A 13,013-nucleotide genomic window follows, 5' to 3' on the forward strand; every position below is an offset into this window, starting at 1 on the left:
CATCAATCAATATAAAGTGACAAACGCTACAATGGCCGCCATGAACAACGATTTATCCGCTGCCGAAGCTGCGCGTCTCTTGAACATCAGTCTGCCCACGCTGTATTCGTATGTGAGCCGGGGCTTGCTCGCTTCCGTCAGCAACGGAGCATCGCGCCGCAAGCGCTATCCGCAGGAAGAGGTGCTGCGCCTGGCCGCCCGCAAGAACGACGCCAGGCGCGGTGGCCAGACGGCCGTGGCCGCCATGCACTGGGGCTTGCCCGTGCTGGAGACGCAGCTTTCGCATATTGCTGACGGACGATTGCTGTACCGGGGCTGCGATGCGGCGACATTGGCCGCGTCCGCGACGCTGGAGACGGCCGCCAGCCTGCTGTGGGACGATGGAGAGAATGACTATTTCCGGCAGGACGCACCGGCCCTGCCGCAGGGGTTGTCCAGCGCGCCGGATGCGCCGCCCTTGATGCGCGCCATGCTGGCCATGGCCATGCTGACGCCAGCGGACATTGCGCACTCGCTGCAGTCCGGCCCCGCCTTGATGCGTATCCTGGCCGCCGCCCTGCTGCAGACGGCGCCTTCCGCCTTGCCGCTGCACCGGCAACTGGCCCAGGCGTGGCAAGCCGATGCGCAGCAAACTGAATTGCTGCGCGCGGCACTGGTGTTGCTGGCCGACCATGAATTGAATGCATCGACCTTTGCCGTGCGTTGCGTCGCCTCGACGGGCGCCAGCCTGCCCGCCGCATTGGGCGCGGGGCTGGCAGCCTTGTCCGGAGACAAGCACGGCGGCGGCAGTGCGGCCGCCAAGTGCATGTTGACGCAGGCGCTGGCCGCGCCAGACGCCAGGGATGCCATCGGCGCCTTTTACCAGATGTTCGCGCCGGAATTTGCCGGCTTTGGCCATCCGCTGTATCCGCTGGGCGACCCACGCGCCGCGTATCTGCTGGAAATCTTGTCGACGCTGGCGCACGAGAACCCGCAACTGGCCGCCATCCTGGCCGTTTGCGTGGCGGCGGGCGAGTTGCTCGAAGCCCGTCCGAATGCCGACCTGGCGCTGGCGGCGATGGAACTGGCGTTTGATTGGCCCGAGGGCGCAGCACTGAGCGTGTTTGCGCTGGCCCGCTCGGCCGGCTGGATCGCGCATGCGGCCGAGCAAGCCGCCAGCGCGGCGCTGATCCGTCCGCGCGCCCGCTACATCGGACGCCACCAGCGCGACTGAAAATAGTCGCTTGATTTATTACGCATACGTAGTAGTATACTCCGCATGCGTACCAATATCTCCTCCCAATCCGACCTCCCCGATGCCGCCGCCTGCCCGCTGGGCGAGCGCTCGCCGCGCCTGTTCAATCTGCTCAACCTGGCGCGCCAGAACCTGTTCCGTTCGGCCGATGCCGTGTTTACCAGCGAACTGGGGTTTTCCGGCACGCAAGTCGTCGCCCTGTTTGCCCTGAAGGGCGAAGAAGGCTGCCAATTGAAGGATCTGGGGAGATTGTTGCAACTGAAAAACTCGGCCGTCACGGGCCTGGTGGCGCGCATGGAAGAAAACGGCCTGATCGTGCGCGGCCAGTCGGTGCTCGATGCGCGCGCCGGCACCCTGCACATGTCGCCCAGGGGCGGCGAGGTGCTGGCCGCCGCCCTGCCCCTGCTCGACAGCCTGAATGCACAACTGAAGCAAGGTTTCAGCGAAGAAGAACTGGCCGTCGTCGCCCGCTTCCTGCTGCACGCCTCGCGCCTGCGTTTTGCGCAAGATCAAGCCAACCCACAGACAAAAGCTGGGGTCAGACCCTGAGGGTCTGACCCCGGTCATTGCCGTTGGGTTAAGCATTTTCATACCTTTTTTCTAACCCACAGGAGTTACCCCATGCACCCGAAAGACATGACCGGCTTGCAACTGATGCAAGCTTTCGCGCAAGGCCTGTTCCCCCGGCCCGGCATTTCCAAAACCATGCCCATGGACGCGCACACGGTGGAGCATGGCAGAGTCATCTTCACAGCCACGGCGAATGAAACGCACACCAATCCCATGGGAGGCGTGCACGGCGGTTTCGCCGCCACCGTGCTCGACACGGTCACGGGCTGCGCCACGCACACGGTCTTGCCGGCCGGCGAAAGCTATGGCACGACGGACCTGAACATCAAGATGTGCCGCCCCCTGCCCTTCAACGTGACGGTCTACGCGGAAGGCAAGGTCATCAATGCAGGGCGCAACCTGGTCATTTCGGAAGGCACGATCCGCGACGAAGCGGGTAAAGTGTACGCACACGCGACAGCCACCTGCATGATCATCCGCCCCCGGGAGCAAGCGGCCGCCTGATACGGTCCGGCACCTCGACCTGATCCGGGGCGGGGACGTTGACGCGCTGTATGCCGCCGCCCTGTGAGATGCTGCACGCGGCTGGGCGAGGTGGCGAGCATCCCCCTGTAGCAGTCGTCCGACTGATACAGCATGTGCCTGTACGGGGCGCCTTGTGCCTTGTCGCTGCCGCGCCGCGCTACTAGACTGGGGCCTTCTCCACGCTGCGACTGCCTGCCATGACCGACCTCTTGCCCCTGATGAGCTATTGCTTTGTGATGTCCGCCACGCCCGGGCCGAATAACGTCATGCTGGCCACCACCGGCGCCAATTTCGGCTATCGCGGCGCGCTGCCGGTGATCCTCGGCATCCAGGCCGGCATCTTCGTGCAGACCATGCTCATGTGCGTGGGGCTGGGCAGCGTGTTCGTCGCGTACCCGATGGCGCAGCAGGTACTGCGCATCGCGGGTGCGCTGTACCTGATGTTTTTGGCCTGGAAGCTGGCCGGCGCCTCGGTGGCGGGAAGCGGCGCACAGAAGGCCGTGTCGTTTGCGCAGGCGGCGCTGTTTCAGGCGCTGAACCCCAAGAGCTGGCTCAAGGCGATCACCATGGCGTCCGTCTTCATGCCTGCGCACAGCAACATGCTCGCCAGCGCGCTGCTGGTGTCCGTGATTGGCACCGTGGTGGGCATGCCGTGCAACGCCATGTGGGCGCTGTTCGGCATCTCGATCCGCAGCGTGCTGAAAGCGCCCCGCAACCAGCGCATCTTCAATCTGGTGATGGGCGCCATCCTGCTGGTCCTCGCCGTGACGTTTTTACGCTAGACTGCCACCCATGTTCGCCATCGACCGCTCCTCTCCCATCGCCCTGTTCAAGCAGATTGAGGACGCGTTGCGCCTGCAGATCGCGCAACGGGTCCTGCCTGGCGGGACCAGGCTGCCGTCGATCCGCCAGCTCGCCACGCAGCTCGCGGTCAGCACCAACACCGTGGTGGTGGCGTATGACAGGCTGGTGGCCGCCGGCGTCATCGACACGCACGGCACGACAGGCTTCTTCGTCTGCGCGCCAATTGACGCCAGCCGCGCCATTCCCGACGAGGTGGCGCTGGAAGCGGGCCAGGAGCAGGAGCCGGTTTGGCTGAGCCAGCAAGTGAACGACCAGCGGCCGGGCGTGCTGCTGGCCAGCAGCGGCGCGCTGCCGCCCACCTGGCTGCACGATGCGCTGCCGGCGGCGGCCGTGCAACGTGGACTGGCGCGCAGCGCGGCCGGCATGGCCTCTCGCTGTCCGCCGCAAGGGCTGGCCGAACTGCGCGAGCAGATCGCGCTGCTGTTGCGCGGCATCGGCATCGCTGCGGACGCCAGCCACATCCTCACCACGTTCGGCGGCACCCATGCCATCGATCTGATCTGCCGCACCTTCCTGCAGCCCGGCGATACGGTGCTGGTGGAAGACCCCGGATACTTCCTGATGTTCGGCCGGCTGCGCCAGGACGGCGTGCGCCTGGTGCCCATCCGGCGCCGCCCCGATGGCCTCGACCTGGACGAACTGGAAGCGGCTTGCCGCGTGCACCGTCCGCGCCTGCTGTTCATGCAGACGGCCTTGCACAATCCCACCGGGTGGAGCAGCAGCGCCGCCAACCTGCACAAGGTGCTGATCATGGCGCAGCAGTATGGCTTCCTGATCGCCGAAGACGACGTGCATGGCCATTTCCAGCCGGGCCACAGCACGCGGCTGGCGTCGCTGTCCGGACTGGACGGCGTGATCTATTATTCGAGCCTGTGCAAGGCGCTGAGCCCGGCCCTGCGCATGGGCTACCTGGCCGCGGCACCCGCCTTGCTCAAGCTGCTGATGCGCACCAAGATCCATTCCATCATGACGTTGCCGGCGCTGAACGAATACGTTCTGCTGGAAGTGCTCAAGGCCGGCAACCTGCGCAAGCACATGGAGCGGCTGCAACGCAAGATCATGGTGGCGCGCAACGCCAGCACGCGGCAACTGAGCGCGGCCGGCGTGCTGTTCGAGCAGCCCGGCGACGCAGGCATTTTCCTGTGGGGCAGCATGCCCGAAGGGCTGGACGTGGACTTGCTGGTGCAGGACGCCTACCGCAACAAGATCCTGCTGATGCGCGGCGCCGCGTTCTCGGCCAACGACACGCCCGACCAGCACATCCGCTTCAACGTCGCCTTCAGCCAGCATCCCCGCGTGAGCGCCTACCTGGAAGAACGCCTGCGCGCGGTGGCCGGCGCGCGCTCAAGCCTGGCCCGCGCCAGCGCCGCCAGCATCGAGCGCAAGGATGCTTAAAAGGATTGCTTTTAACGCCTTGCAAAGCCACTCGCCTGCCTTCCTCTTGCCAAAGAGGCAACAACGCCATACACTGAAGCATTCAGGACGTCCGTCATCGGCTGCGGATTCAATCGGTGGTCGTTCCGCAAAGGCTGCCGGCTGAGTTCGGCCAGTAACGGACGGTCGTGCAAACATGCGAGATGTAGCGCATTACAGTCATTCATCAGCTGAGTAGGGTTAGCAATGCAAGAAGAATCAAAAGAAGAAGTTCGCCGGATCTTGCAGGGAGCCTTTGGCAGCCTATAGTGGATCCACGATTTGAGACAGCAGTTTAAGCTATGGTCCTCAATGGAGGATGGCAGGGAATGACGGAAGCAAAGAAGCGGAAAGTGCATAGCGCGGAGTTCAAGGCGAAGGTCGGCTTGGAGGCAGTGCGCGGGGTCAAGACGGTCAACGAGATCGCGCAATTGCACGGCGTTCAACCGGTGATGGTGAGCCAGTGGAAGAAGGAGATTCTGGCCAACGCTGGCACCCTGTTCGAGGGCAAGCGCGGCCCCAAGGTTGAGCTGGAGCACGAGAGCGAGGACCATCATTACGGCGAGATCGGGCGCCTGAAGATGGAGTTGGACTGGCTTAAAAAAAGTCAGGCCTATAAGCAGCTCGGTACGGCTGGAATGGATCGAGCGAGAGAGCAAGCTGTCGCTGCTGCGCAAGTGCGAACTGGCCGGTGTGTCGCGGGCGACGGCGTATCGGCAGTGTGTCGTCGCGCCACCTGATGAGGACGACCTGGTGCTGTGCGCTTTGATTGATGAGGAGTACACCCAGCATCCGTTCTATGGCAGTCGGCGAATGGTGGTAATCCTGTTGCGGCAGGGATGGCTGGTGAACCGCAAGCGGGTACAACGTCTGATGCGCATGATGGGCCTGGCGCCCGGCCCGAGCACGACGGTGCGCGATCCGGGGCACAAGGTGTACCTATACTTGTTGCGTGGGGTGGCAGTGGTCCGACCGAACCACGTCTGGAGTACCGACATCACCTACATCCGTTTGGCACGCGGCTTTGCATATCTGGTGGCGGTCATCGACTGGTATTCGCGGCGCGTGCTGTCCTGGCGCATCAGCAACTGCATGGACGCCTCGTTTTGCGTGGACTGCCTGGAAGAGGCGCTGATTGGCCACGGAAAACCGGATATCTTCAACGCCGACCAGGGCGTCCAGAGCGGATTCAACCGGTCCTCGCAACACTAGATTGTTGAACAAATTTTAGGTATTCGTCCAGCACTTCTGCCTGCGACTTCCAACCAAGCGCTTTCCGGGGTCTGGAATTCAGCGCATTAGCAACGGCTTGGATCTCTTTAGGGAAGCACTGATTTAGAGCGCCTAACAAAACCGCTGAATATATCTCCAGCAGATGAGTGTGCGTTCGACCACCCAGCGCCATTTTCCCAGCCGTTCGCGCGACTCGATACCGTAGCGGACTATGCGTGGAGCGATGCCACGGCTACGCAACCAGGCCCGATGGGCACGCGAAGCATAGGCCTTGTCGGCATGCAGTTTGGCAGGACGTTTGCGTGGCCGGCCCGCAAGCCCTGCTACTGAAGGGACGGCTTCAAGCAGTGGAATCAGCATACGGGAATCATATACCTGAGCCCCCGATATGCTCGCCACCAGAGCCAGTCCGCGTTGATCGACGAGCAGATGGTGCTTGCAACCGAGCTTACCGCGGTCGGTGGGATTGGGGCCGGTATGCTGTCCGCCGAGGGGGGGATGGCACGCTGGCCGAGTCGACACTAGCGCGTTCCCACTGAATCTGGTCGTATTCCCGCAAGTGCTGCAGCATGGCGTCATGGATGCGTTGCCAGCTACCCGCCTGTTGCCAGGCATGTAGGCGCCGCCAGCAACTCATGCCGCTGCCGCAGCCCAGTTCACGGGGAAGGTATTCCCAAGGCAAACCGGTCTTGAGGACGAACAGGATGCCGGTCAAGGCGGCGCGGTCGTCAATGCGAGGACGCCCGCCTTTGGGAGAAGGACGATGTGCTGGTAGCAAAGGCTGAATCAGCGCCCACAGGTCGTCAGGAAGAAGTGATTTAGCCATGGCGCGGCCCCCCCCCGAAATGATGTCAGGTGGGTTGGACCAGCTTCGGGGCCGTTTGTTTCTCTGGACGACGTTTTGTTAGGCGTTCTAAGCCATAGTGCGAGCGTTAGGACTGGCCGTCCTGTTCGCTGCCAGACCGATGCCGGCAAGGCGCTGTCGGGCCTCTCAGCCCGCCGTCTTTTTCTTCGCCTTCAATAAACTCCCCGCCGCATTTTCTTCAAAACGCCCCGCCTCCTCTATATAGCCATGCACGGTGCCGTCGTGGCGCCAGCCGCCCTGGCGCTTGATGGCCTGGAAATCGGCGCCGGCCCGGTGTGCGCTGGTGGCCATGCCGCGCCGCAGGCTGTGGCTCGACAGTTCTGGCACGTAATCAAGCGCCGCCAGCCTGGCGCAGCTTGCCAGGATCGTGTTGATGCTGCTGGCGTGCAATTCCTTCGCTCCCACATGGCCCCACTGATTGACGGTACGCAAGAGCGGCCCCGTGCGGATATGCGCCACGCCCAGCCAGGCGCGCAGGGCTGTTGCCGGACAGCAGACGCCGTCGCCGAACGGAATCGCCTTGACGATGCCCTCCCCCAGTTGATCCGTTTTCGAGCGGGGCAAGGTGATCACCATGCCCTGCGGCTCCCAGCTCACGTCTTCCAGCATCAATCCCGCCAGCTCGCTGCGGCGGAAACCGCCAAAAAATCCCAGTTGCAGCAAGGCACTGTCGCGCAGGGCCTTGACGCTGCCCAAGGCCGCCAGTTTGGCAACGATCACTTCCAGGTCTTCCAGAGGCAGGGCCTTGGCCTTCTTTTTCGGCTTGCCGTGCAGGCGGGCGATGCCGGCCAGGGTCTTGCGCACGGTGGGCGTGGACGCGGGGTCGTCAAAGCCCTGGTACACATGCCATTGCGACAGGGCCGTCAGGCGCAGGGCCAGGGTGCGCGCGTTCAGGCTGTCCGCGTAGGCCATCAGGTAACGGATGACGCTCGACTCATCGGTGGGCAGTGCCCCACCCCAGGCCTGGAAGTGGCGGATGGCGGAACGGTAGGTGCGGCGTGTGTTGTCCGAGGTGGCGGCGGCGAGAAACGCCTGGTGGCGCGCGGCAAGTTCGGCATCGATCAGGGCGCCGTGTACCGGTGCGGGAGCGATGGCGGCGTTTTTCAAAGGGGCGGCACGGCGTTTCGGGAGGGGAAAATCGGGCATGGCGGTGGCGAAATCGCGGTTTTGTACTGGGAGACACGCAGAATAGCATGCGAAACACCCCCATAACACACGATAAGCGATCTTATCGTGACTTATATTTCTCAAGAATCATCAAAATTTATATCGTAATATTATTCAATATTACGTATCATGTAATACGTTACTAAATTTCGTTCATAGGTGGTTTCATGGCCCGCACTGGCATTTTGTACTCTGATGTTATGAAAGCAGCCCAAATCGTCGCTGCCGATGGGCGCAATCCCACGGTCGACAGCGTGCGCGAAGCGCTGGGCAGCACGGGTAGCAAGAGCACCATCGCTCCCCTGTTAAAACGCTGGAAGGAAGAATGTCAGGGTGCGGGCGCCGTGAAAACGGAGTCCGGCTTGCCGGCCGAGCTGATGGAAGCGATGCGCGGCGTGTATGACAAGCAGCAGCGCGACGTGGCGCAGCAGCTGGAAACGGGCATGCAGCAGAATCGCGCCGAACGCGATGCGGCGCTGGACAAGCTGAAGAAGACGGAAACGGATCGGCTAAAACTGACGGAGGCGCGCGCCGCCCTCACCCAGGAATTGCGCGCCACCCAGCACGCGCTGGCACAACTGAAGGAAGAACATCATTTTCGCGCCGTCACCCTGGCCACCTTGCACAGTGACAACGCGGGCCTGACGCAGCGCCTGGCTGACCGGGGCGAGGAAATCGCCGCCCTGAACCGCCAGCTGGCGCAGGTGCGTTCGCAGTTCGACCATTACCAGGAGGCGGCGGCCACGCAGCGCAGCGAGGAACGGGCGCAGGGGCAGCAACGGATCAGCCGGCTGGAACAGGACAACGTCCAGTTGCAGCAGCGCCTGCAAGGCCAGCAAGCGACTCTGGTACAGCAAGACATGCGCCTGGCGCAACTGCAGGCGGAGCAAACACGCTTATCCAGCGAAGCGGCCGCCGACCGCGACGCGCTGGCCACCGTGCGCCCCGAGCGCGACCAGTTCGAATTTCAGTATCTGCAGGCGGCGGCGTCCGCCGACGCCTTGCTGGCCAAGCTCGATACGGCCCTGCTGGCGCTGAACGACGCCAAGGTAGCGCTGGCCGCGCAAGACCGCCAGCTCGACATGCTGGCGGAACATGGGCAAATAGCGCAGCAGAAAATGGACGCATTGGCGCAGGAGCGCGATGGCTTGTTGCGCGACCATGCCGGCATGGCGGCCAGGCTGGCCCTGCTCATGGATAGCCAGGAGAAACGCGATGTTTGAACCCGTCTACATGCTCCGGGATTGATATGATGGCCTGAGGACGGGCTACAGGCGGCGATTCAGCACGCTGTCGATGTCGTGGGTGGCCAGTTCAAGCTCGACCATGCCGTCTTGCAGCCAGTAGCCTTCACCTCCCCGTTGTAGCGTATCCATGTCGAGCGTGCCCAGCGCTGGCGGGATAGCGCCGGCGAGCAAGGCCGCCACGTCGTCCCAGGCCGCATACAACAGCTTCAGATACCAGCCGTCGTCGTGGGCAAAGGCGAGAAAGCGGCCACGCAAGGCCGGCAGCGGCGCGAGCGCTCCATGGTGGCCGAGCAGCGCGGCCACGTCCGCATCGATGGCAAGCGGCGGTGCGCCCTGCCAGTCGGCCCAGGCATGGCTGCCGCAGGCGTACAGGTCTTCCTTGGCCAGGGCCGCCAGTTGCTGCCGCGCCAAGGTCTGATAGCTGCCAGGCTTGCTGGCCGTGCCGGCGCTGCCCTTGCGCAGCACAATGCCGTCCGCGTCCTGGAGCGCGGGGATCACATCCTTGAATTCGATGCCGGAAGCGACAATCATGCGCGTCACCGGGTCGTGCCAGATATACAAATAATATCTCAAGTGTTCGTCCGCTTTGGTTTCGGTGCTGTATTTGCAGTCACGGCGGCGCGGATCAGCGCCTTGCATGCCGCGGTATCGAGAGTGCCCGGTACAGCTTTTTCATCGCAAATATCTCCGTTCCTGCCGCCTGCCTTACTGCGCTGGATCAGCCATGCAATTGAGCAGCGCGGCAAGGAACTGGTCGCGCAAGGCCTGGTACTGCGCATCCGTCGTGAATTCCCGCTTGTCCGGCGGCTGATTGAGCAGGTAGGCGGTGGCGACCGTCCCGCTGGCGGCATGCAGCAAGGTGTATAGACTGATCACGCCGGACGATCGCGTACTATTCGGGTTGTTCAATGCTAGCACTTCCACGCCCTGGCGCGTCTCCCTCTCCAGCGGCACCAACTGGGGCGGCTTGCTGTTGGCGGACATCTGCTGCATTTGTGCCAGGATGGTGTCGTGGTCGGCGGCAAACCGGCCGTCGGCGCTGCGTTCGATTTTTAGATTCACGAACGGCAAGCTGCCCTTGTGGAACAACATCAGCCGATAGCCGTCGGCCACCGATACCTGGCCGTCGCCCGTCGCCAGCTTGACGCTGCGCGTCGTCACGTGCGCGGGCAAGCGGTCTTGCTGGCGGAACTGGAATTCGCTGTGGTTGATGCATTGCGCCAAGGGCGCCAAAGGATCGCCCGTACGGTCTTGCGCCTGGGCGACGAGTGCGGCGAGCAGTGCGGGGATGGCAAGCAAACAGCGGTGCTTCATGGACGATACCGGTATCGAGTCAAGGTGCTGCGAGCATAACCGTCCACATTGCTAGAAGGCAAATGTTTAGTTGTCATCCTCTAAATACCAATGGGGCTAGTTTCTTAATATGAAATTCACCTTGCCTGCGTAGCATTCAAATTGGCAAGGCTCTCATTGTGCAGCGCCTGCCATTTTCCGGCAGAACCATGAATGACATCGCTTTGACCTTGCACCACGGCGCCGCCGTGCCACCCGTTGTGCCACCCGCCGTGCCACCCCCTCCCGCCAGCGGCCACCGCCTGAAAGCGGCGCTGGGCGCCCTCTTCTTTCCCCGCCAGCGCACGCGCTGGCATGCTTTCCTGGGCAGCATGCCCGGCTTGCATTCCCTGGCGCAGCTGCATCCCTGCCTGCGCTTCAAGATTTATCGCCCGTACGCTTCGCGCCAGCTCGGTTGCGCGGATCGCCTGGCCTTGCTGGAAGGACACTACCGCTTCCTGTGGCAGGCGGGCGCGCGCACGCTGGTCGAGCGCGCCGCGCGCCAGCCCGTGGTGCTGGCCGCGTTCGAAGGCAAGGATGGGGCGCTGTACCGTTTGCAGTTGACGGCCATCCACGACAGCTACCGCGAAGGCGAATTGTGCCTGCGCTTGACGCGCGACGGCCAGCCCCTGTACCTGGCCAGTTTTTTGTTCCTGCCGCGCGCCGATGGCGTGTCCCTGCAGCTGGGCGCGCTGCAAGGCTTGCGTTCGGAAGCGGGCGCGCAAGCCGTGAAAGCGGCCACGCGGGCGCTGCACGGTTGCCGTCCGAAAAACCTGATGGTGACGGCCTTGCGCGACTTCGGTGATTTTTTTGCCTGCAATAACCTGTTTTTGATCAGCAATGACAACCGCATTGCCCTGAATGCGCGCAGGCGCCGCCATATCGCCGCCGACTACGACCTGGCGTGGCAGGAATTGCACGCCCTGCGCATGCGCGACGGTAATTATCACTTGCCTTGCGCGCCCTACCGGGTGCCGGATCTGGCCGAGGTGCCGTCCAAGAAACGTGCCGATGCGCGCCGGCGCGGGGAATTGCTGCAATGCATGTCCGCCGACATGCGCGCGCAGCTGGCGGCCATGATCACCGCACCATCTTGCCAAAACGGCCATCTTGTCAATGAAACTGTTATGCTGTATTCCCATCAATCACTTACCTGACGGAATCGACGATGCTCCCACGCTTGCGCACCCTGCTGCTACCCATGCTGTACCTGTCCAGCGCCGCCGCGCTGGCCGCCCCCGCCCTCGATGCCACCGTGCGTGAACGGGCAGAAACATTGGTGCGTGACGGCAAGCATGCGAGCCTGGTCATCGCCGTGATCGATGGCAAGGACAGTGCCGTGTACGGCTTCGGCCGCGCGCGGCCCGGCGACCCGGGCGTGCCCGATGCCGACACCGTATATGAAATCGGCTCCGTGACGAAAACCATGACGGGCCTGCTGCTGGCCGACGCCGTCGTGGCGGGCAAGGCCAGGCTGGAACAGCCGGTGGCCGCGCTGCTGCCCGCCTACGCCATGCCCGCGCTGGCTGGCCAGAACATCACCTTGGCACAGCTGGCCACGCACTTTTCCGGCTTGCCCCGCCTGCCCGCCAATCTGGCGCCGGCGGACATGCGCAATCCCTACGCCGACTATGCCGAAGGCCAGTTGCGCACCATCCTGGCCGGCCATGCGCTGGCGCGCGCGCCCGGCGCCGCGTATGAATACTCGAATCTGGCGTATGGCTTGCTGGGCACGGCCTTGGCCACGCAGGCAAACATGTCCTACGAGGAACTGCTGCAAGCGCGTATTTTCCGGCCGCTGGGCATGAGCTCGACGTCCACGGCAGCCACGCCCGCGCTGCGCGCGCGCCTGGCGCCGGGCCACTTGGCCGATGGCAAGCCGGCCGCGAATTGGGATTTCCAGGCCATCGCGGGGGCCGGCGCCGTGCGTTCCAGCGCGCGCGACATGATTGCCTACATGCAATCGTACATGCGCGGCACCAGTCCCGCGCAGCAACTGGCCGTGCAGCCGCGCCAGGTGCTGGCCGGCGAAGGCGATGGCGACGGCGTGAAAAAGATCGGCCTGGCGTGGATGCTCGACCAGGTCAAGGGCCAGCCCTTTGCCTGGCATAACGGGCAGACGGGCGGCTATGCCAGCTTTGCCGGCTACACCCTGGACGGCAAGCGGGGTGTGGTGGTGCTGAGCAGCACGGCGCGCGACGTCGACGCCCTGGGCGTGGGCGTGCTGCTGCCCGGCAGCCTGCCGCCGCCGAATGCCCCGGCGCCGAAGGAAATCGCCATCGCCCCGGCCGAACTGGCCCAATATGCGGGCCAGTATGCGCTGGCGCCCACGTTTGTCCTCAGCGTGCGCCAGGGGCCCGACGGCTTGCTGGTGGGCGCCACGGGCCAGGGCGAAGCGCCCGTGTACGCCAGCGCGAAAGACACCTTCTTTTACAAGGTGGTCGAAGCGCAACTGGTATTCCAGCGCGACGCCCAAGGCGCCATCACGGGCGTCGTCCTGCACCAGAATGGCCAGGCGATGCCGGGCAAGCGCAAACCTTAGCATACTGGCAAGCGTGCCATA

11 protein-coding genes and 3 pseudogenes are annotated in these 13,013 nt (G+C 63.7%); 9 read left to right on the top strand and 5 right to left on the bottom strand.

What is annotated here, in order from left to right; translation table 11 throughout:
• Positions 1-40: 40 nt before the first annotated feature.
• The 6 genes and pseudogenes from CNX70_RS15405 to CNX70_RS15430 form a co-directional block, all read left to right on the top strand.
• Entirely contained in the window at positions 41-1,213 is a 1,173-nt protein-coding gene (locus CNX70_RS15405) for a citrate synthase (RefSeq protein ID WP_244198810.1), read from the top strand.
• Positions 1,214-1,258: 45 nt separating this feature from the next.
• Positions 1,259-1,783, top strand: a complete 525-nt coding sequence (locus tag CNX70_RS15410) for a MarR family winged helix-turn-helix transcriptional regulator (protein WP_096235405.1) — start codon at positions 1,259-1,261, stop codon at positions 1,781-1,783.
• A gap of 72 nt (positions 1,784-1,855) precedes the next feature.
• On the top strand, positions 1,856-2,308 hold the full coding sequence (locus tag CNX70_RS15415; protein WP_046685238.1) for a PaaI family thioesterase: 453 nt from the start codon (positions 1,856-1,858) through the stop codon (positions 2,306-2,308).
• A 218-nt stretch (positions 2,309-2,526) separates the two neighbouring features.
• Positions 2,527-3,111: a LysE family translocator gene (locus CNX70_RS15420; RefSeq protein ID WP_096235406.1), complete on the top strand. Its 585-nt coding sequence runs from the start codon at positions 2,527-2,529 to the stop codon at positions 3,109-3,111.
• A gap of 10 nt (positions 3,112-3,121) precedes the next feature.
• Entirely contained in the window at positions 3,122-4,588 is a 1,467-nt protein-coding gene (locus CNX70_RS15425) for an aminotransferase-like domain-containing protein (protein WP_096235407.1), read from the top strand.
• Positions 4,589-4,935: 347 nt separating this feature from the next.
• Positions 4,936-5,788: pseudogene (locus CNX70_RS15430) on the top strand (IS3 family transposase); the annotation flags it as partial.
• Between the two features lie 7 nt (positions 5,789-5,795).
• Here CNX70_RS15430 and CNX70_RS29275 read toward each other — a convergent pair.
• The 3 genes and pseudogenes from CNX70_RS29275 to CNX70_RS15450 all read right to left on the bottom strand — a co-directional run.
• Positions 5,796-5,951: pseudogene (locus tag CNX70_RS29275) on the bottom strand (IS30 family transposase); the annotation flags it as partial.
• Positions 5,951-6,665: pseudogene (locus tag CNX70_RS28915) on the bottom strand (IS5 family transposase). The pseudogenes CNX70_RS29275 and CNX70_RS28915, both read right to left, overlap by 1 nt.
• A gap of 165 nt (positions 6,666-6,830) precedes the next feature.
• Complete coding sequence (locus tag CNX70_RS15450; protein ID WP_096235411.1) at positions 6,831-7,850, bottom strand: tyrosine-type recombinase/integrase; 1,020 nt, start codon at positions 7,848-7,850, stop codon at positions 6,831-6,833.
• A gap of 221 nt (positions 7,851-8,071) precedes the next feature.
• On the opposite strand from CNX70_RS15450, the gene CNX70_RS15455 reads away from it, so the two are divergent.
• The gene (locus tag CNX70_RS15455; protein ID WP_244198811.1) at positions 8,072-9,094 is read left to right on the top strand and encodes a DNA-binding protein; all 1,023 of its coding nucleotides are present in this window, start codon (positions 8,072-8,074) and stop codon (positions 9,092-9,094) included.
• A gap of 45 nt (positions 9,095-9,139) precedes the next feature.
• On the opposite strand, the gene CNX70_RS15460 is transcribed toward CNX70_RS15455, so the two are convergent.
• Together CNX70_RS15460 and CNX70_RS15465 are read right to left on the bottom strand one after the other, a co-directional pair.
• Positions 9,140-9,649, bottom strand: coding sequence for a hypothetical protein (locus CNX70_RS15460; RefSeq protein WP_157751040.1), 510 nt, complete (start codon positions 9,647-9,649; stop codon positions 9,140-9,142).
• 174 nt (positions 9,650-9,823) lie between these two features.
• Complete coding sequence (locus CNX70_RS15465) at positions 9,824-10,432, bottom strand: hypothetical protein (protein WP_096235414.1); 609 nt, start codon at positions 10,430-10,432, stop codon at positions 9,824-9,826.
• 188 nt (positions 10,433-10,620) lie between these two features.
• Between CNX70_RS15465 and CNX70_RS15470 the strand changes: the two genes are divergently transcribed.
• Both CNX70_RS15470 and CNX70_RS15475 read left to right on the top strand, forming a co-directional pair.
• On the top strand, positions 10,621-11,607 hold the full coding sequence (locus tag CNX70_RS15470; RefSeq protein ID WP_157751042.1) for a VirK/YbjX family protein: 987 nt from the start codon (positions 10,621-10,623) through the stop codon (positions 11,605-11,607).
• Between the two features lie 11 nt (positions 11,608-11,618).
• Positions 11,619-12,992 carry a serine hydrolase gene (locus CNX70_RS15475; RefSeq protein WP_096235416.1) on the top strand — a complete coding sequence of 458 codons (1,374 nt, stop codon included), beginning with the start codon at positions 11,619-11,621 and terminating at the stop codon, positions 12,990-12,992.
• The last annotated feature ends 21 nt before the right edge of the window (positions 12,993-13,013 follow it).

Source organism: Janthinobacterium svalbardense, assembly GCF_002327145.1.
Taxonomy (GTDB): Bacteria; Pseudomonadota; Gammaproteobacteria; order Burkholderiales; family Burkholderiaceae_D; genus Janthinobacterium; species Janthinobacterium tructae.

What these genes read in the sequence shown, in the direction of transcription:
- CNX70_RS15450 (WP_096235411.1), bottom strand. Translation starts at nt 7,850, where the DNA reads ATGCCCGATTTTCCCCTCCCGAAACGCCGTGCCGCCCCTTTGAAAAAC.
- CNX70_RS15470 (WP_157751042.1), top strand. Translation starts at nt 10,621, where the DNA reads ATGAATGACATCGCTTTGACCTTGCACCACGGCGCCGCCGTGCCACCC.
- CNX70_RS15405 (WP_244198810.1), top strand. Translation starts at nt 41, where the DNA reads ATGAACAACGATTTATCCGCTGCCGAAGCTGCGCGTCTCTTGAACATC.
- CNX70_RS15415 (WP_046685238.1), top strand. Translation starts at nt 1,856, where the DNA reads ATGCACCCGAAAGACATGACCGGCTTGCAACTGATGCAAGCTTTCGCG.
- CNX70_RS15460 (WP_157751040.1), bottom strand. Translation starts at nt 9,649, where the DNA reads ATGATTGTCGCTTCCGGCATCGAATTCAAGGATGTGATCCCCGCGCTC.
- CNX70_RS15455 (WP_244198811.1), top strand. Translation starts at nt 8,072, where the DNA reads ATGAAAGCAGCCCAAATCGTCGCTGCCGATGGGCGCAATCCCACGGTC.
- CNX70_RS15420 (WP_096235406.1), top strand. Translation starts at nt 2,527, where the DNA reads ATGACCGACCTCTTGCCCCTGATGAGCTATTGCTTTGTGATGTCCGCC.
- CNX70_RS15475 (WP_096235416.1), top strand. Translation starts at nt 11,619, where the DNA reads ATGCTCCCACGCTTGCGCACCCTGCTGCTACCCATGCTGTACCTGTCC.
- CNX70_RS15465 (WP_096235414.1), bottom strand. Translation starts at nt 10,432, where the DNA reads ATGAAGCACCGCTGTTTGCTTGCCATCCCCGCACTGCTCGCCGCACTC.
- CNX70_RS15410 (WP_096235405.1), top strand. Translation starts at nt 1,259, where the DNA reads ATGCGTACCAATATCTCCTCCCAATCCGACCTCCCCGATGCCGCCGCC.
- CNX70_RS15425 (WP_096235407.1), top strand. Translation starts at nt 3,122, where the DNA reads ATGTTCGCCATCGACCGCTCCTCTCCCATCGCCCTGTTCAAGCAGATT.